Here is an 18,351-nt window from a genome sequence, read left to right as displayed (position 1 = left end):
TTTTTTATTGTTTCAGCAGGGTGATGAATCCTTTTCGTATTTCGCCTGTCTCACCCACACGAATCACATAATAATAAGTGCCCACGGGGAGCGTACGGCCGTCCGAAGTACCGTCCCAGAAATGATTCGGGTCGCGTGATAGGAACAACCTGCGGCCAGAATTATCGAATACCTGAACTTGCACATCTTCGTAGAAACGCAGATCGCGAACACCCCAGGTATCATTTATGCCATCGCCATTCGGAGTAAAGGCAGTAAAGATCTCCATATCTGCTAAAGCAATCCGGCTGCGCTCGATCGTAAAATCTTCCGTAAGGGTGTTACCATCGCGATCCAGCACTTGGATGCGTACTTCAAAGCTGTTTTGGCCCGGGAAGGGCTCTGCACTATTCCAGAATAACTGTTGGTCTTGAAGGGCAAAGAGCCTGTTGTCAAGCGCACCTTCCACTAAGCTCAGGGCATGCACGTCATCACTCGGGTCATCCACAATGAGACTGCCTACCAGCTCTAGCGAGCTTCCAGCCGGGAAGCTGGTAGATGACAAGCTGAGACCACGAGGGGCAGGCTTCGCCAAAATACGTACTTCTTGCATAGCCTCTAGTGCATAGGCATTGAAAAGCCCACGAGGTAGCTTCAGCGTTCCCATCAGGAAGGTGCTGCCCGATTGGAAGGGGTCGATGGCTTGTACCTCCCAGAGAACGGGTACAGGAAGTAAGCTGCCATTTCCAAAGGTGGCTACGACCTGCGAAGGGAGCTGGCTCGCATCAAAGGTAACGCCCCAGTCCAGCTGTACAGGCTCCAATTCCATCAGCGTGAGCACGGCACGTGCACGTACATAATCGGGAACTCCATCCCCATTGCTATCGAGGAAATCAAGGGCATTCATAGGGTCCGTTCCTTGAAGGTCTTCGACAAAGTCTGGTACTAGGTCACCATCGCTATCCAGATAATCCGCCGGATCCAATGGATCTGTTCCTTGGATGATTTCGATGATGTCGGGCACCTCGTCCCCATCGGTATCACGGAAGGCTATTAGCTCTGCCACGAATGCTGCCAGCTCTTCTTCGGTGATGGTCGGACTACCGACGATCAGCAAGTAGGTATTCAAAATGGCTACTTGATCCGCTTGGAGGATGTGGTCTAAGGCGGCATAATCGGCCTGCGTGGGGGCTTCGCCCGCGCCAGCGATGAAGTTACGGACCTTCTCGATCGGATCCAGTTCCGGCACTACCACTTCCTCTGCCTCGCGGATTTCGAAGTCCGCAGGCGTAAAGGCGATGGCATAGTTAGGTCCTGCACTCAAGCTACCTTGGCTGATTAGATAGCGTCCAGGTGCCTCACCCGGTGCTCTTTCTAAAGTTCCGCTTAGGATGGCCTCCGTGTCGGGTGCGACAAAGCCTTCAGCAAAGAATGTGAATACAGGATCTCCCTCTCCTTCAAACTTAAACTGCCCTTCTTCCACGATAATGCTCAGCGTAGCAGGAGCGACACGGAAGCTGATCGGCAAGGTGCGTAGCAATTGCTCGCCCTGGAAAATCTGTACCTCGGCGAGCGCTTGACCAGCGCCGATAAGGACAAGTTCTTCGCGGTTTTCTGGATGGACAGTGGTGACGCCCTCATCTAAAGAGAGAAGCAGGAAGCGCTGCCCTTCTTCCAGCCTGGGCGCGATGCGCAAAGGCGGATTTCCAAAGACCTGCTCTTCGATCGTCAGTGTACAGTCCTCAGCGGCTTGCACCTGAACAGGAGCAGAGAAAACCTCGCAGTTGTCATCCGCAAAACGTACGCGGTAGCTGGCATTTTCTTCAAAAGTGAAGGAGAAAGTCGCCTCCGTCGCATCGGGGATGTCTTGCCAGTTATTGTCTGCATCTAAACGCTGCCACTGCAAGCGTGCAGTAGACTCAGGCACGCTTAATTCCACTGTTTCTCCGACACAGAAGCTGCTGCCCTCGCTGCTGATTTCCCCTGGGATCAGGGTACACTCCAAGAGGAAGCGCGCTTTTACCGGCAAGTGATCGGATGTGCTGCTCGCATAGTCGGGCACCAGATCGAAAGGAGCGACCACGCGCTCAGACTGTACGATCCAAGCTTGGTCGAGTTCATTGGAGATCATGATATGGTCGATCACATTTTCTCTGGCGATGAAAGAGCGTAGCCCTGCTTGACTTAAAGAAAGCGTTACCGGCGTGTAGTTTTCTTCATCCTCGATAAAGCGGATAAAAGAGGTTTCGGAGGTATTGACAGTCGGCGCGTTTTGATCGGCGACGGTCTCGTCTAAGTCATCGTTATAATCTCCAAGGATGAGTAGGGGTACGTCTGGATAATAGGTATCCAAAGAGTCCTTCAATACCCCGACATCGTATTTGCGCATCGCATAGCGCGGCGTGCCGGCACTTTCTCCACCCCCATTTGAGCGCGCATGGATGTTGACCAAGTTGATCCGCTTGTTCACGCCATTGATTTTGGTTTCTACTTCGAAAAGGAAGGGAAGTCTTCCGGAAGCCCAGAATCTGTTCGGGTTAGAGGGGTAGCCGACCAGGTCGCTTTCCTGAACACCCTCTAGGAGGACGCGGGTCGCGACGGAGTCCACGGTGCTGGTTTTGTAGAGGAAGGTAAGCTTTTGCGCGTCAGCGAAATCACCTACCTGCGATACTGCCGGAGAGATAAATCCACGATAGTCGGGAAGCGCCTCTACGAGCTGGTTAAAGCGCTCGATGGAGGTGATTTCCTGGAAGGCATAGACATCGGCATCGAGGTCTTCGAGGATTTTTTTCACATTCTCTAGCTGGCGCTGGGTGTTAGCAGGCCCTTGGCCGGAGGCCTCCGAACCGAACCACTCGATATTCCAGGTAACCACATCGAAGGAGTCCTTACGCTTGACGGTGGCTCCGGTCAGGAATCCGGCACGCTCTTCGATGTCTCCAGATCGGAACTGGATGACACTGCTGAAGGCCCCGGCGAAAGCGGGCGCGAAACGCACGTCTATGTTCTTGGTGGTGCGTGCTTGTTCCGGACTCAGGATGAGCACTGGGCTGAAGTTATTTTCCCCTTGCAGGCTAAACTCAAAGCCCGGCGCAGCGCTGATGTGCAGCGGCTCGATGGCATTACTTAGGGTAACCGGGAAGCTGTAGCGCTTCGGTGCCACGGTACCTTCCGGCGTGATGCCAAAATGGGTGTAGTCGACATTACCGATGCCTACATTTAGGAATGGGGCTGGAGGCGTATCGGAGTTGACAAGGCTAAAGTCATCCAATGTCCAGCGTGCGGCTCCCTCTTCAGGTGAAGAGCGGTAGCGGAAGGCTAGGTGCACAGGGGCCTCTTTAAAGTTAGAGAGGTCGATTTCCTGGGAGAAGGTCCAGAAGTTTTCTGTAGCGAAGCGATCATCGAGTGCGACCCAAGTGGCCGTCTGAGGGTCTCCGCTATAATCCTGTGCGATGAAGAGCTCCAGTCGTGGTCCAGCGAAGGCCACACGCGTCCAGAAGGATAAGAGCGGGAAGTTGAACTCGCTGAGATCGAAGGCGGGGCTGATGAGCCACTGCTCGTTGGTCTGCTGGGTGCCGTTGGCGAAGCCATTGGCCTGCAGGCCAAAGGGTGCGTTCGCGGTGGCATTATTTCCTGCTCTTCCGAACTGAGTGCACTCCCAGAGCTGCTGCCCGGTGATGGCGATGGCGGTCCATCCGTCCGGGAGTCCTTCTTGGCAGGAGGTGTTAAAGTCCTCAAAGATTTGGAAAGGATCGAAGCGCTGTCCGGAGACGGTCAGAGATACCGGTGGAATGCCGCTGGTGCTGTGCTGGATGGAAGAGGCCAGGTTAAGGGCTTGGGAGCTGCTGAGCTGCACGAAGACGGTAACTGGTCCTGCGGCAAAACTCGCTTCAGGAATGCTGAGCGGGGCTTGGAAGTTGCTGCCCTCTAAAGAGAAGCGGAGTGCTTCAGGTCCGGAGATTTCTACGGGGCCTGCTAAGTCTCGAGCGCTCAAGGTATAGCTGAGCACAGGGCCATCCTCTCGAATGGAGGTCCTGGGGAAGCTGAGGGCTTCGGGATCGGTGCTGATAAAAGGAATACCTGCCTCACCACTAGCCCGCACGATACCTGTAAAGGTGATGGGTTGATCGCCAGGGAAGAAATTGGTGAGTCGGAAGGTTCCGCCCGCTGCTACGGTTCCGCCATTGGCGGAGGTGTTATCTAGCGCGACAACGCGGAATTCTACTGCGCCTGTGAGCCCTTGAAGGGCAGACAGGTCCACTTCGATGTTCCCGAAGGCATTGACACTAGTGAAGGTGGCTAGATTTTGGGTAAAGTTATCTCCACTGTAGCGAAGGGCCATGTTGGTGGGTCCTGTGTTGGAAGAGCGGTAGCCGAAGCGCAGGCTGCTTAGATCTACGCGCTGCCCGGGAAGGGCAGTAAACCCAAAGCGGAAGAAACGTTCCTCACCGGCATTCCAGCCATTACTGCTGATGGAGTTGGCCGCAACAGCTGTACCCAGTCCGGCGCCACGTGTAAGGGGCTGTCCAGAGATGCCGCTGACGAGCACGAGGGCCTCATTGCTCGCCTGCCCACCCGGCTGTCCAGCCAGATCGTACTGAAGAAGTGCGACGGGATCCCCGGCAGGTTCGGGTAAAACGTCTGTTTCCGATAAGATTCCTGTGATGCGCAGCGGTTCAAAGGTGTCAGCGCTCAAGCGTGTATTCGCAATACGTAGTGTGCCCGTTTGCGTGATCGAATTTCCACTGGCAGCGGTTTGGCCCACAGCGGCAACACGAAAGCGCACCTCGCCGCTAAGAGCACCTAAAGCGCTTAAATCAATTTCGGAAACGATAAAATCGTTTGTGGTCTGCGTAATTTCGGCAAGAGGGTTAGAATAACCATCCACACTGCTTTGAACGACCAAATTCCCCGGGCCTGCCGCACTACTTCGCGTGGTAAGTAACAGCTTTTCGCCCGTAAAGGTCAGGCCCTCGGGAACACGAAAGCCAAAGGTGAAAAAGCGCTCCTCTTCTGTATTAAAGCCGTTCGCATTTATAGAATTATTGGCTGCAGTGGCAGAAATGCTTTCGCTGCGTTCTAAATCAAAAACAATGATAGAGGCAGGCAAAGCAGCTCCTGGGGTGAAGGCTTGATTGCCGGGCTGTCCTGTTAGATCCCAAAAAATGCTTGCTGCATTATTTTCCTCCGGATCAGGGAGAACATCTCCAGGTGTTCCGGGCTCCTCTGGCATCGGTTCACCTGTTTCCGGTTCGCTTGGCTCTTCTGGGCTAGCGCCATCCTCTTGACCTATGAGTAGGCCGGTAAGTTGTAGGCCATTTACCTCGGAGGCATTGGCAAAGCGTAAAGATCCTGCAGTACCGATCGTATTTCCATTCGCCGAAGTGGTGCTGATGGGCATGAACCGCAGCGTGACGCTGCCACGAACTGGAGCCAATGCACTTAAGTCTAAGCGTTGTGTAGCTGCTGTAGCTGCTTGTGTCCAGGTGGCTACTGGCGTAGCAAAGCCATCTGCTGAGCTAAAGACGGCCATATCTCGAGGCCCTGTAGCGGATGCTTGCCCTTCGAAGGTTAGGGTGCCAAATTGTAAGGCTTGTCCATCCACCACGTCGAAAGTAAGAGAAAGAAAATTTCCTTCCGTGACTGCCCACCTGTTAGAGTTAAAGGCATTGTTGGCGCTGGCGGCTGCTAGCCCTGGCCCCCTGCTGAGGGTGACGTTTTCGATGCCAGCAGCACCGATACCAGTCAGGGGCCCTTCAGTAGTGCCCGAAAGCCCTGAGAAATCAATTCGGAGAACCTCTTGATCTCCTTCCGCTGCGCTGCCTGAAAAAATGGTCAGCAGGGAAAAGAGCAAAAATCCACCGATTAAAGCATACGGTAAAACGTGTTTCATGAACGTTCGTGTAGATTGAAAATAAATTTAGCCCCTAAAGCTACTTACAAACGGAAATGCAAATAATATTTTGTGTGTTAAGGATTTGTTAAGATGTTTTCCGGTTAAATTTAGTTTAAATGATAATTATAGGGAAAAAGTCGAGAAAAATAGAAAAAAATGTCGTTTGTAAGCCTTTATAAACCTTTGGTAACCAAATAAAATTTTAACTCTTCTGAACTGGCGGCCGATAAAAAATTGCCCGGTAGGGCCAAAAAAAGCACCCCAAGAGGTGCTCATGTTAACAAAATGCTCCTTTTTCAAGACTTCCAAAATTCCGCATGCATACGCACGATATGCGCGATCGAAACGCCCTGAGGACAAACCACCTCGCAGGCACCTGTCATGGAGCAGGCTCCGAAGCCTTCCGCGTCCATCTGCGCCACCATGGCCTGGACGCGCCTAGCCGCTTCGGGCTCGCCTTGTGGTAGAAGTGCTAAATGACTAATTTTAGCCCCTGTGAAAAGGGCGGCGCTCGCATTTTTGCAAGTAGCTACACAAGCGCCACAGCCGATACAGGCCGCTGCCTCAAAGGCCGTCTCTGCTTGTTCCAGCGGAATTCGGGTACTGTTGGCTTCAGGAGCCTGACCCGTTTGTACACTGATATAGCCCCCCTTCATGATGATGCGGTCTAAGGCGCGACGGTCCACGCAGAGGTCCTTCTTCACGGGAAAGGCCTTTGCCCGGAAGGGCTCCAGCACCAGGGTGTCACCGGACTTAAAGCTGCGTAAATGCGTCTGACAGGTCGTAGCCCCCTTTTCAGGACTATGTACGTCCCCATTTATGACGAATCCGCACTGTCCACAGATACCTTCTCGACAGTCCGAGTCGAAAGCCACGGGCGCCTTACCTGCAGCCATCAGCTGTTCGTTCAGCACATCGAGCATTTCTGGAACGGACATGGCTGGGTTCAGGTCCTCTAAGGGATAAGTTTCGAAAGTACCTTTTGCATGGGCATGTGGCTGCCGCCAAATTTTTAGGGTTAATTTCATCTTACTGGTAACTTCTTTCTTGTGGTTGCATAAACTCGAAATGGAGTGCTTCCTTGTGCAGTCGGAAGCCCTCAGGGCTGTATTCCCAGGCAGACACATACTGGAATTCCGCATCATTCCGGGCAGCCTCGCCCTGTTCGGTCTGGTATTCTACACGGAAGTGTGCCCCGCAGGATTCTTCACGCTGAAGAGCATCCGTAAAAATCAGTTGGGCAAGCTCCAAATAATCTTCTACTCGCAAGGCCTTTTCAAGCTCCATGTGCATGCCTGCATCGGTTTCGGGAAGAAAAAGGTCCTGATAAAACTGTTTTTGGAGGGCTTTTACCTCGCGTAGGCCTTCTCGCAGCTGTCCTGCTTCACGTAAGAGGCCACATTTCTGTGTGAGCAGGGCCCCTAACGCACGGTGAAACTGGTCGGCCGTACGCGTTCCTTTAATCTGCTGCAGGCGCTCGAGCCTTGCGCGTGCTTCCTGCAGCAAGTCCTGCTCTACGGTAAGTTTTCGGGATCCGAGGGCTGTCTGGCCAGCCAAATAGTGCATCAGGGTGTGGGGCAAAATAAAATATCCGTCCACACAGGCTTGCAAGAGGGAGTTGGCGCCAAGCCGGTTGGCACCGTGGTCGGCAAAGTTGGCCTCACCGAGTACGAAAAGGCCGGGCAGGTTGCTTTGGAGCTCATAATCCACCCAGAGGCCTCCCATCGAAAAGTGGGCAGAAGGAGAAATGAGCATAGGTTCCTTATAGGCATCCGTGCCGGTGATTTTTTTGTACATGGAAAAGAGATTGCCGTAGCGCTTTTCGATGGTCGCTTGCCCCTCGCGGTGTATGGCTTCCTTGAAATCTAGGTATACGGCATTGCGGAGTGGACCGACACCCTTACCAGCGTCGATGACTTCTTTCGCAGCACGGGAGGAGATATCTCGGGGGGCCAAGTTACCATAGGCAGGGTACTTGCGCTCGAGGTAATAGTCGCGTTCTGCTTCAGGGATGTCGGCGGGAGCGCGGGTGTCGCCAGGTTTTTGGGGCACCCATATCCTGCCATCATTCCGTAGGGACTCAGACATGAGCGTCAGTTTGGACTGATAGGGACCGAGCTGCGGTAAGGAGGTGGGGTGAAACTGGGTCCAGCTGGGCGCTGCAAAGTACGCTCCGCGTCGGTGTGCCCGCCAGATGGCTGAACCGTTACAGAGCATGGCTAGGGTAGAAAGATAGTAGATTTTGCCATAGCCTCCTGTGGCTAGAACCACTGCATCCGCCGTATGGGCTGTGATGGCGCCTGTTTCTAAGTTGCGCGCGATAATCCCTTTCGCTTGACCTGCCTCCACGATCAGGTCCAGCATCTCATGGCAGGTGTGCAGCGTAAGTGGGCCCATAGCGTGCATGCGCATCAGCGCTTGATAGGCCCCTTGAAGTAGTTGCTGCCCGGTTTGACCGCGCGCATAAAAGGTGCGGCTGACCTGCACGCCACCGAAAGAGCGATTCGCTAAGTAGCCGCTGTATTCGCGCGCGAAAGGGACTCCCTGCGCTACAGCCTGGTCGATGAGAGCCATGGAGCATTCGGCCATGCGAAAAACGGAAGCCTCACGCGAGCGAAAGTCACCGCCTTTTAAGGTGTCTTGAAACATGCGCCAGACGCTGTCGCCATCATTTTTATACCCCTTGGCTGCGTTAATGCCCCCTTGGGCTGCGACGCTATGGGCGCGGCGGGGACTTTCATGGTAGGTAAAAACTTCACAAGAAAAGCCTAGCTCAGCCAAGCTGGCCGCTGCGGCACTTCCTGCCAAACCCGTGCCCACGACGATGACACGGTATTTTCTTCTGTTGGCAGGGTTAATCAGGCGGGCCTGCGCCTTAAACTTCTGCCATTTTTGGTCTAGGGGGCCTTCTGGAATCTTCGGGTCTAACATGGTTTAGAACAGGTTCACAACTAAAGTACAAAAACTTCATCTCATTCCATAGGAGAAAAATAGGGATAAAAAAAAATGGCGTCGAGTGACGCCATTTTTCATCAAGTTCAAACTATACTAATCAACAAATTTTTTCTTAATAATAAATGTTCTTCACGTTTCCATTGCTATCCTTGATTTCGAAATAGAAATCGGTAGCCTTCGCTTGGTTCGCGGTTACTACACGCTTCTGGAAACGGCCCGCGCGGGTTACGAATTCTGAGTCGAATTCACGTCCTTCGAAATCTTTAACCGTCACTTTTAGCGGCTCCTCATTTTCTACTACCATGTCGAGTACTAAGGCAAATGGAGTTTCTAACACAGCCTTAGCAGACAGAAAAGAAAAATTATTCATAGGACGCTTTCCGAGTTCCACACGTTCTACGATTTCCTGATTGGCAGAACGAATTTTCACTAAATATTCCCCATCAGGTAGATTTTGTAAGTTTAAAGGAAGTTTTGTTACCTCGTTAACTTGCATACGTGTGCTGAAAACGCGCTGTCCATCTAGATTCTCTACCCGGATGGCTACATCACCGAGACCCTCAGCCAAGTAAACCTGTACTTTTTTATCGACTGGTCTAACCTTAGCCATTTCTTCCAATCTCTCTTTGGCTTCTACGGTTGCTCCGAACCCTAAAGCGATAAACATTCCAAGTGCAACGATAGTACGTCTCATAATCCTGTAAACTTTGTTTTTGTTTTGTCTCTGCAAATATATTACGGAGTATTCAGAATTATGTTCAAGTAAAATTAAAAATATGTTAAAAATATTTTACAAATGCCCCTTTTGGAGAAGAATCTACTTTGGTATTATTTACGGGTTGAATTGTTTTATATGGTAAAAGTATACTCCCTCGATAGGAAATACATTCAGGCTTTCTTTTTTACAAATCTGTACTTGCCGAAAAAAACTTTCATTTAGGGAAAAAAAAGCGCTGTCCCTTGTTTTAGGCGGCGCTATGTGGAGAAAAAAGGTGAATATCGGGGACAATTGGGCTTCCGCCCAAGGGTCAAGTGAAAGCCAGACGGGCTATAGAAGCTGAATCGGTACCTCTCGAAACGCTGCCAGCGCGGCATCTTCCGGGTCTAGTTCAGTTATTAACGTGTCGATATCTTGGATGGGGCAGGTTTGGAAGCGCTGAACGCTATTTAATTTGGCAGAAACCGTGAGCACCATCGTTTTTTTAGCCCTTTCGATCATCGCCTTTTTCACCTGTACCACCTCGTAATCGTATTCTGTAAGCCCTTCTTTAACACTTAGGTAACCTGTCCCTAGAAAGCACAAGTCCACACGCAGCTGTTGAAGTGCTAAAATCGTATCTGCGCCGACACTTATTTGCGCATCCTTGCTCAGTACACCTCCTAAAAAAATAATTTTTATCGTAGGGTGCTGGATGAGCTGTGTTGCCAAAGGAAGACTTGGCGTAAATACGGTCAACTTAATATTCGGAGGGAAGTGCTTGACCACTTCGATATTTGTGGTACCCCCACCCATTAATATAACCATATCATCACGCAGCAGGCGAACGGCTTTTTTGGCGATGTCACTCTTCTTCTGTTGAAGAAAATTATCCTTGGCGACATAATTATAGATATTATAGTCTAAGGAAACAGCTCCTCCATGTACTTTTTTTACCAACTGTGCTTCATCGAGCTCTTTTACATCTCTTCGGATAGTATCCACAGACACCTGGAGGCTATCTGCCAGGTCCGCCAGCAAGATACGGTGATGTACGCGCACCTCTTGCAAAATATAGGCATGTCTTTCTTCTTTTAGCATGTTCTAAGGTAGTACAATTCGGAAAAACGTGCAACACAAAGTAGCGATTTGCCATTTATGGCAAAAAATGGAAATTAAATCGGCACAAACTTGCAGGTATTTGCAGTATTTTGTATGTTTATCCGGTGTTCAATAGCGAAGTGAGTGAAAATGTTTCTAGAAACTGCAACCCAAACCGCTACGGTACCGAGTCAATGCAATTTTAAACCCAATTCTATATGAACAAACCTCTAATCAGTTTGCTACTGCTGTGTCTGTTCTGCTGGCAATCTGCCATCGCTCAGTCACGCGTCGTCAGCGGGGTAGTCACCTCGACTGCGGATGGAGAACCCCTCCCGGGTGTCTCTGTCGTGCTCAAAGGAACCTCTACCGGTACGGTCACCGGCATAGATGGTGATTTTACAATTTCTGTATCAGGAGATCGTCCTGTGCTCGTTTTCTCTTTTTTAGGATTTAAACGCTTTGAGCAAGCTGTGGGCAACCAAAGCACACTGACTATCGGGCTAGAGGAAGAATTGGCCACGCTTTCGGAAGCTGTCGTCACTGCCTTCGGTGTAAAGCAAGAACGGAAAGCACTTGGCTTTCCCATCCAAGAAGTGGGCAATAGAGAACTGATGGAGACCAATCAGCCCAACGCACTGAATGCCCTGAGAGGGCGAGTGGCGGGGGTGAACATCACCTCCTCCTCTGGAGCACCCGGTGCCGGAACGAATATCATTATTCGGGGTATTAACTCCTTAGATCCAGGAGCGAATAATCAGCCCCTTTTCGTTATCGATGGAATCCCTGTATCGAATGAAACGAACATTACCGGCGGCAGGGGAGGGGACACCTTCACCAATACCAACCGTATCGCTGACATTAATCCGGATGACATCGAAACGATTTCCATCTTGAAGGGGCCTTCAGCAGCTGTTTTGTATGGTTTGCGTGCCGCAAATGGTGCTGTTATCATCACCACCAAGTCAGGAAAAGCAGGCAAAACTGTTTTTAACTTCAGAACCAGCTATTCTGTCGATGAAGTCGGACGTCGCCCACCTATGCAGGATCGCTACCTGCGTGGTACTCAAGGGGTCTACAACCCGAACGATTATCGCGCTGATGGACCTCCTGCTGGTCCGAATGACATTATGCGCAATCAGTGGGATCAAATTTTTAATACTGGGAATACTGCTCAACAAGGGCTAACGTTTTCAGGGGGAAATGACCGAGCCACCTTCTTCGGCTCTGTTTCTCGTCTTGATCAAACAGGGGTAGTGCCGAACTCTAACTTTGACCGGACCACGGTCAAAATAAGCGGCACCTTACAAGCCAATGAACGCCTAAAATTAGATGGTTCTGCTTCATACATAAATTCTAATGGTAAAAATCCCCGTATGGGAGTAGGTGGCGCCGGAGTGATTTCGTATGCTTCCCGGTATGCACCTGATGTGGATATGCGGGACTTTATCACATCTGATGGCTTACCTATACGCTATACCACGCAGCTAGATAACCCCTTCTTTTTTGCAGAAAATGCCTACCAGGAAGAAAAGGTGGATCGCTTTATTGGAAATCTCGGAGCCAATTATGCCCTCACGGACTGGTTGACGCTTGACTACCGCGTCGGAATCGATCAGTATACGGACAATCGCTTTATCCTCACAGCGCCACGCACACTTATCGGCGCAGGTGCCAATGGTAGCATTTCGGAGCGTGTCCTGCAGTATCAGGAAATAAATAGCAACTTTCTACTTACCGCTGAGCGGCAGCTTTCCGATAATATCGGCGCCGTATTTACAGTAGGAAATCAAATCACCACCATTAATACACGTGATTTTACCAGTACAGGAACCAATTTTGTAATCGCTGATTTTATTTCGATTAATAATCTTAGTCAGTACAATACCCGCTCTTTTCCGACAAGCAGAAGTATTATTGGGGTGTTTGCTGATGCGCGATTCGATTATAAGCAAACCCTGTTTTTAAACATTACAGGACGAAATGACTGGTCGTCTACTTTGCCAAGGGCAAACCGATCCTTTTTCTACCCTTCCATCAGTACGAGCTATATCTTTACAGAGACGCTCAAGCTAAACTCCCAGCGGGTGCTGAGCTACGGTAAAGTTAGGGCTTCCTTCGCGGAGGTCGGAAAAGATGCGAATCCCTTTCTAATAGGTAATTATTATAGTACGATGGCTCCTTTCCGAGGGGTCGTAGGCGTGTTCCGAAATAACACCATCGGAAGTGAGGAGTTACGGCCGGAAAGAACACGCGGACTGGAGTTTGGTATCGACATGGGACTTTTTAACAATCGCTTGAAATTAGATGTCAACTATGCCATCCAAACCTCTATTGATCAGATCGTTCCTATTCCTGTGAGCCGCGCCACAGGATTTACAAACTTCGTGATTAACGCGGGCAGTATACGAAATAACATTTGGGAAGTAGTCGCTGATGCCACGATTCTTCAGAAAGGGAGCTTCACTTGGAACTCTGTGCTTAACTGGTCGCGTTTACGCGGGCGCGTACTTTCTCTACCTGACGGTTTAGAGGAAATCACCTTCCAGCCGGCCACTCCATGGGTAAAGCAGCGTATTGTGCCCGGTGGAAGACCGGGTGACTTCTTCGGCTGGCCACTATCTCGCGTGGATGCCCCGGGTACGGATGCGAATGGCCGCCTCATTATTATCAATGGATATCCAGATGTGAATAATGGCCGCCCACTGGCAGAAGATAGCTTTATCGGGAATGCCTTCCCCGACTGGGAAGGAGGCTGGACCAATGTAATGCGGTACAAGAATCTCGAGTTTAGCTTCCTCTTTACCTTCCGTAAGGGGGGGTATGTGTTTGATATCAACAGACGCCTACGGTATGGCCAAGCAGGGGGAGAAGCTCCTACAGGAGCGGAAACCAACCTCCGTAATCGCTTAGTGGTCTTTGATGGCGTGGTAAATTCCGGAACAGCCGAAAATCCCGTCTGGGTGGAGAATACACAGCCCGTGCCGATCGGTGTTAACGAACTCTATGGACAGGCATTCCGCTACCGGTTGGCCTCCGAGTTTAACGGTTTCCAAGAGGCCTCTTGGTTGCGCTTACAAAATGTCAGCCTAGCCTACGATATGCCAGCCTCTTTAATCAGTAGACTACCCTTTACTGCTATTCGCGCTTCTGTTACCGGAAATAACCTGTGGATGACCACCCCTTTTATCGGTTTCGATCCTGAGCAAAGCGCCTATGGTGCGGGTTCGAATGTTTTCGGTTTTGTGGGAACAAATGTCCCCATGACTCGCAGTGTGTTTTTTGGTCTTAACTTAACTTTCTGATGCAGCGAACAATGAAAAAATATATCGCCCTCGCCGCGCTTCTTGTGATGGGCGCTTGCGACAACTTACTCGACGTGAATGTGGATCCAGGAAGAATTTCTCCTGACCAAGTCACCGTTCAAACGCTATTCCCTGCCGGTATTCGTTTTACGGCAGCCAGTATGTTCGGCGCTGCAGAGCGCGGCACTATGTACCCTCAGTATTTGGGAGGGCAGCAAATCAGCCAGTTTATTCCCTATGGTTTTGACCAGATCTGGCGCCCGCTCTACACCGATGCTGTTCCTTCTCTTCAAGAAATTATCAGCAGGGGAGAGGAACAAGGGGCCTTTAACTACAGTGGGGCTGCCAAAGTGATGCTAGCGCTTACGATTATGACTGCTACGGATATTTTCGGTGATGTGCCGTATACACAAGCCAACCAAGGGACTTCAAATTTGTATCCTTGTTATGACTCGATGCAAGAAATGTATGAGATTCACCTTCCTACCTTAATAAATAGTGCGATCGAGGATCTAGAGCGTCCACTACCAGATGCACCTGGACTACGTACCCTTCAGGGAGACCTCATCTATGGAGGGGACCTCTCCAAGTGGCGTAAAGCAGCTTACGCAGTGCGTGCCCGATATAATTTGCATATCGCCGTAAAAAATCCTGCGGCTCTCAGTGCGGCAGTTGCCGATGCAGAGCAGGCCTTTAGCTCGAATGCGGATGATTTTCAGTTGATCTACGAGGAAAATGTCCAAAACCCTTGGTTTATTTTCTTAGGGAATGCGGTCAATAAGGTGCAGCGCCCCGGATCATTCATCACGAACCTGATGAATGGAACGGCTTACTATGCTGATGTGGTGGATCCACGAATCACCCGATACATGGATAACAGAGGAGCAGATAATTTCCGTGGTGTAGGTCCAGGATTCTTAGTAGACGATGAACCAGGTGTTAACGTAGACTTGACGCAGACGACTTGGCATTCCCGAAACGTGGCGCCTCTCCAGATGATGACCTATCCTGAGATGCAGTTTATCAAGGCTGAAGCCTTACTCAGCACAAATCCTGCCGCCGCTTATGAAGCCTACCTGACCGGCATCACCGCCAGTATGGAAAAAGTGGGCGTTAGTACAGCCGAAATTCTGTCTTACACCCAGGATCCACAGGTAGCGGTAGGAGCTGCCAATCTAACGCTCGCAGACGTCATGCTGCAGAAGTACATAGCGCTTTACCTAAACATCGAAACCTGGACAGACATGCGCCGCTATCAGTACGATCCCAACGTCTATGTGGGTCTGGAAAAGCCATCAGGTATCCGAAACCAATTGCCCGGCCAGGGCTGGATTCAGCGCAGTAACATTCCTGATGATGAGCCAGGAACGAATACCTGCCTCCCAGAGATTCCAAATCAAGGGGTAAAATTATGGTTGTTTGACAATTAAACGCTCGGCACTCTCATGAAAAAATTTCTTAAAAATACCGTTTTGGCCCTTTCACTGGCCTCCCTCAGCTTGGTCGCATGTGATATCGACCCTACACAGCCCCTACGCGACATTATTAGTGAAGACCTCGGCTACCTTCCTGTAGTCGCAGGCTGGTCGCTACGTACACCGGCAGCGGCAGAATTGCGCCCCGGCGCTAATGCTACCCTCGATCTACGCTTCTGGTCAGAGGGAGAAATCGACCGCATCCGTCTCTTCGTTACCGTAAATGGTAGCGAGACGATGGTGGAAGAAAAGGCCTACAGTCCCGCCTATTCTGAAATTACACGCACGGATTCGCTTCTGTTTTCTTACACTGTACCCCAGACGGCTGCCGTGGGTACACCTATCGTCTTCCGCTCCGAGGTGATCAATCGTGACCTACCTGATTTTCCAGTCGGGAGAACGCTCACCTTTACCCTTCAGCAGTAAATGCAGGATAAAAGTAGAAGAGCTTGGTTGAAAAAAGCGGCCTGGTCCGGACTTGGACTTTCGGGCCTGGCCGCTTCTTGCAGCCCTGCTGAAGAACAAAGGAAAGCAGCGGAAGGCTTTTATTTCGCGCATTTGACCGATATGCATGTCCGTCGTAAGCGCCGAGGCCATGAGGGCTACGCGGCCTGCGTGGCACATATCAATGCCCTGCAGCAGGCACCTGAGTTGGTGCTGATGGGCGGAGATATGGCCTTTGATGGAAATTACACCCCGAAAGAGGAGTTTATCGACCAGCTACAGCTGGTAAAAGGCATTTCGGATCAGTTGCAGATGCCCTACCATCCCTGTATCGGTAATCATGACTCCCTAGGCCTAAATCCGCGGCGCAAAGTCGAAGTAAATGATCCAGACATCGGAAAGGGACTGTTTTTAGATACTTTCGGGCTGGAAAATAGCTATTACAGCTTCGATCATAAGGGCTGGCACTTCGTGGTGCTGGATGCGCTTTTAGAAGTGGAGGCGGAGCATGGTCCGAGTCAAACGCATGCCTTCGGAGAACAGCAGCTGGACTGGCTGCGCTTCGACTTGGGCCGAAACCCTAGGCCCACGGTCATCGCCACCCATATCGGGCCTTTCTGTAATATCGGGCAGTATCTAGCCGACCCGAATCTCCCCGCTATGAACCATATGGTGGTGCAGGATGGTCTGGCCTTTCGGCAAATATGCGAACGCCATCAGGTGAAAGCCGTCCTTCAAGGGCATAGCCACATCCCCGAAGAATACCGCTTTAATGGGATTTGGTACATCACCTCACCAGCAGTCTCGGCCTCCTGGTGGAGTGGCAGCTGGAAAGGATACGGCACCGGCTATACGCTGCTGCATGCCCGGGAATCAGGTGAACTTAGCTGGGAGACACGCTACTACGACTGGGAAGCCCAGCTGGAGCCAGAAGATAGCCTGGAACGGGAACGAACAAAAGAGCGTGCAGCCTTCGAACAGGAACAAGAACGCTTAAAACAAGAAGAAATTCATGCGCAAAAATAAATGGAACCTCTGGCTTCTCGGTGTGGTGGCCTTATTGGGAAGCTGTGCACGTCCAGGAACCCAACAGACAGAACGGGAAAGCCCCATGCGGGAGTTTCGAGCTTTCTGGGTAGCTACCGTCGTCAACATCGACTGGCCCAGCGCCGGGGGCATCCCTTGGGAGCAACAAAAAGACGAATTTCGTGCTCTCTTAGCCTATTACAAAAACCTGAACATGAATGCGGCCATCGTCCAAATCCGAACCGCTGGCGATGCCTTTTATCCCACTGAGTTAGCCCCTTGGTCTGCCTACCTGACCGGCAAGCAAGGACAAGCACCTGCAAGTGAGGAGGATCCACTTCTCTGGATGATCAAAGAAACACATCGGCATGGAATGGAGTTTCATGCTTGGCTAAATCCCTATCGGGCCACCTTCGATGATCGCTTGGAGCTTCTCGCTCCCGAACACGATGTCTTGCGTTATCCTGAGTGGATGATCGCTTATGGCGGAAAATACTATTATGACCCGGGACTGCCTGAAGTACAGGAACACCTGCTGAAAATTATCCGCGAGGTGGTGCTCAAGTATCCGATCGATGCCATTCACTTCGACGATTACTTCTACCCCTACAAGGTGGAAGGGGAAACCTTCGGAGATGCGGATAGCTATGCGCGTTTGGCCCGAGAGGGCCAAAGTCTGGACGACTGGAGAAGAGAAAATGTGAATAAGCTCATCGCCTCCCTCCATGCTACCATTAAAGAGCTGAAGCCCTACGTACAGTTCGGTATAAGCCCTTTCGGGGTGTGGCGGAATCAAGATCGAGACCCTAAAGGCTCAGCCACGCAGGCAGGGCAGACCAACTACGATGATCTCTATGCCGACGCGCTCGCCTGGATGGAAGCCGGCACGGTGGATTATATGTTGCCCCAGCTCTACTGGAGCATGGACTACTCCCTGGCTTCTCACCGTGTGCTTTTAGACTGGTGGGCGGATTATGCGGATAAGTGTTTAATCTATATCGGAAATGGTGCCTATAAAATCCGGAATAATGCGGATTTAGCTTGGGAGGACCCGCAGGAAATACCCAGGCAGCTGGCCCTTGCGCGTCAAGATCCACGGATTAGTGGCAATGCGTTTTTCTCTGCTAAGTCATTTCCTGCGCAGCCAGATGTAGCAGAAATCCTGCGAGAGAGCCTTTATAATGCCCCCGCTTTGGTACCGGTTTTACCGAGCGCGCCGGCACCGGCTAAAATTCCGGCTATGCAAGTAAGTCAAACGGGAGGGGAAATGCAGATAGATTTTGCAGCTCCGCTGCCGGAGGAAATCAACAGGGTGGTGTTCTTCCAGCCGAAAGGACATGGCCAGCAGCTCGCGGCGGTACACTACTTGGATTTTCAAGAGGGCAGAAGAAGCGGCCAGTGTGCAGAAAGTCCGAAGAAAGGCCAAAAGTGGGCCTTTATGGATGCCTATGGCCAAATTATTTATCCTTAAAA

10 protein-coding genes are annotated in these 18,351 nt (G+C 51.0%); 5 read left to right on the top strand and 5 right to left on the bottom strand.

Translation table 11 applies throughout. The annotated features are described in order from the left end of the window. Positions 1 to 4: 4 nt before the first annotated feature. The 5 genes from ACXIT9_RS01095 to ACXIT9_RS01075 all read right to left on the bottom strand — a co-directional run bounded on the left by ACXIT9_RS01095 (position 5) and on the right by ACXIT9_RS01075 (position 10,628). A complete protein-coding gene (locus tag ACXIT9_RS01095) occupies positions 5 to 5,872 on the bottom strand; it encodes a T9SS type B sorting domain-containing protein (protein WP_458054399.1) in 5,868 nt (1,955 codons plus the stop codon). 299 nt (positions 5,873 to 6,171) lie between these two features. Next, complete coding sequence (locus tag ACXIT9_RS01090; RefSeq protein ID WP_458054398.1) at positions 6,172 to 6,903, bottom strand: succinate dehydrogenase/fumarate reductase iron-sulfur subunit; 732 nt, start codon at positions 6,901 to 6,903, stop codon at positions 6,172 to 6,174. Between the two features lies 1 nt (position 6,904). Then, the gene (locus tag ACXIT9_RS01085) at positions 6,905 to 8,806 is read right to left on the bottom strand and encodes a fumarate reductase/succinate dehydrogenase flavoprotein subunit (RefSeq protein ID WP_458054397.1); all 1,902 of its coding nucleotides are present in this window, start codon (positions 8,804 to 8,806) and stop codon (positions 6,905 to 6,907) included. A gap of 136 nt (positions 8,807 to 8,942) precedes the next feature. Then, positions 8,943 to 9,524, bottom strand: coding sequence for a T9SS type A sorting domain-containing protein (locus tag ACXIT9_RS01080; protein ID WP_458054396.1), 582 nt, complete (start codon positions 9,522 to 9,524; stop codon positions 8,943 to 8,945). Positions 9,525 to 9,878: 354 nt separating this feature from the next. Then, positions 9,879 to 10,628, bottom strand: a complete 750-nt coding sequence (locus ACXIT9_RS01075) for a DeoR/GlpR family DNA-binding transcription regulator (protein ID WP_458054395.1) — start codon at positions 10,626 to 10,628, stop codon at positions 9,879 to 9,881. A gap of 218 nt (positions 10,629 to 10,846) precedes the next feature. On the opposite strand from ACXIT9_RS01075, the gene ACXIT9_RS01070 reads away from it, so the two are divergent. The 5 genes from ACXIT9_RS01070 to ACXIT9_RS01050 are packed head-to-tail and all read left to right on the top strand — an operon-like array spanning position 10,847 to position 18,349. Next, complete coding sequence (locus ACXIT9_RS01070; protein ID WP_458054394.1) at positions 10,847 to 13,933, top strand: SusC/RagA family TonB-linked outer membrane protein; 3,087 nt, start codon at positions 10,847 to 10,849, stop codon at positions 13,931 to 13,933. Further along, complete coding sequence (locus tag ACXIT9_RS01065; RefSeq protein ID WP_458054393.1) at positions 13,933 to 15,363, top strand: SusD/RagB family nutrient-binding outer membrane lipoprotein; 1,431 nt, start codon at positions 13,933 to 13,935, stop codon at positions 15,361 to 15,363. Before ACXIT9_RS01070 ends, ACXIT9_RS01065 begins: the two co-directional genes overlap by 1 nt. A 15-nt stretch (positions 15,364 to 15,378) precedes the next feature. Next, a complete protein-coding gene (locus ACXIT9_RS01060; protein WP_458054392.1) occupies positions 15,379 to 15,834 on the top strand; it encodes a hypothetical protein in 456 nt (151 codons plus the stop codon). Beyond that, positions 15,835 to 16,878, top strand: a complete 1,044-nt coding sequence (locus ACXIT9_RS01055; RefSeq protein ID WP_458054391.1) for a metallophosphoesterase family protein — start codon at positions 15,835 to 15,837, stop codon at positions 16,876 to 16,878. It begins immediately after the preceding gene. Beyond that, complete coding sequence (locus tag ACXIT9_RS01050) at positions 16,865 to 18,349, top strand: glycoside hydrolase family 10 protein (protein ID WP_458054390.1); 1,485 nt, start codon at positions 16,865 to 16,867, stop codon at positions 18,347 to 18,349. Before ACXIT9_RS01055 ends, ACXIT9_RS01050 begins: the two co-directional genes overlap by 14 nt. Positions 18,350 to 18,351: the final 2 nt, after the last annotated feature.

The organism is Nitritalea sp. (genome assembly GCF_054166705.1).
This window is presented reverse-complemented; position numbering and strand designations above follow the sequence as displayed.

Excerpts from the sequence above, each read along its gene's own strand:
- ACXIT9_RS01095 (WP_458054399.1), bottom strand. The coding sequence starts at position 5,872 with ATGAAACACGTTTTACCGTATGCTTTAATCGGTGGATTTTTGCTCTTT.
- ACXIT9_RS01090 (WP_458054398.1), bottom strand. The coding sequence starts at position 6,903 with ATGAAATTAACCCTAAAAATTTGGCGGCAGCCACATGCCCATGCAAAA.
- ACXIT9_RS01085 (WP_458054397.1), bottom strand. The coding sequence starts at position 8,806 with ATGTTAGACCCGAAGATTCCAGAAGGCCCCCTAGACCAAAAATGGCAG.
- ACXIT9_RS01080 (WP_458054396.1), bottom strand. The coding sequence starts at position 9,524 with ATGAGACGTACTATCGTTGCACTTGGAATGTTTATCGCTTTAGGGTTC.
- ACXIT9_RS01075 (WP_458054395.1), bottom strand. The coding sequence starts at position 10,628 with ATGCTAAAAGAAGAAAGACATGCCTATATTTTGCAAGAGGTGCGCGTA.
- ACXIT9_RS01070 (WP_458054394.1), top strand. The coding sequence starts at position 10,847 with ATGAACAAACCTCTAATCAGTTTGCTACTGCTGTGTCTGTTCTGCTGG.
- ACXIT9_RS01065 (WP_458054393.1), top strand. The coding sequence starts at position 13,933 with ATGCAGCGAACAATGAAAAAATATATCGCCCTCGCCGCGCTTCTTGTG.
- ACXIT9_RS01060 (WP_458054392.1), top strand. The coding sequence starts at position 15,379 with ATGAAAAAATTTCTTAAAAATACCGTTTTGGCCCTTTCACTGGCCTCC.
- ACXIT9_RS01055 (WP_458054391.1), top strand. The coding sequence starts at position 15,835 with ATGCAGGATAAAAGTAGAAGAGCTTGGTTGAAAAAAGCGGCCTGGTCC.
- ACXIT9_RS01050 (WP_458054390.1), top strand. The coding sequence starts at position 16,865 with ATGCGCAAAAATAAATGGAACCTCTGGCTTCTCGGTGTGGTGGCCTTA.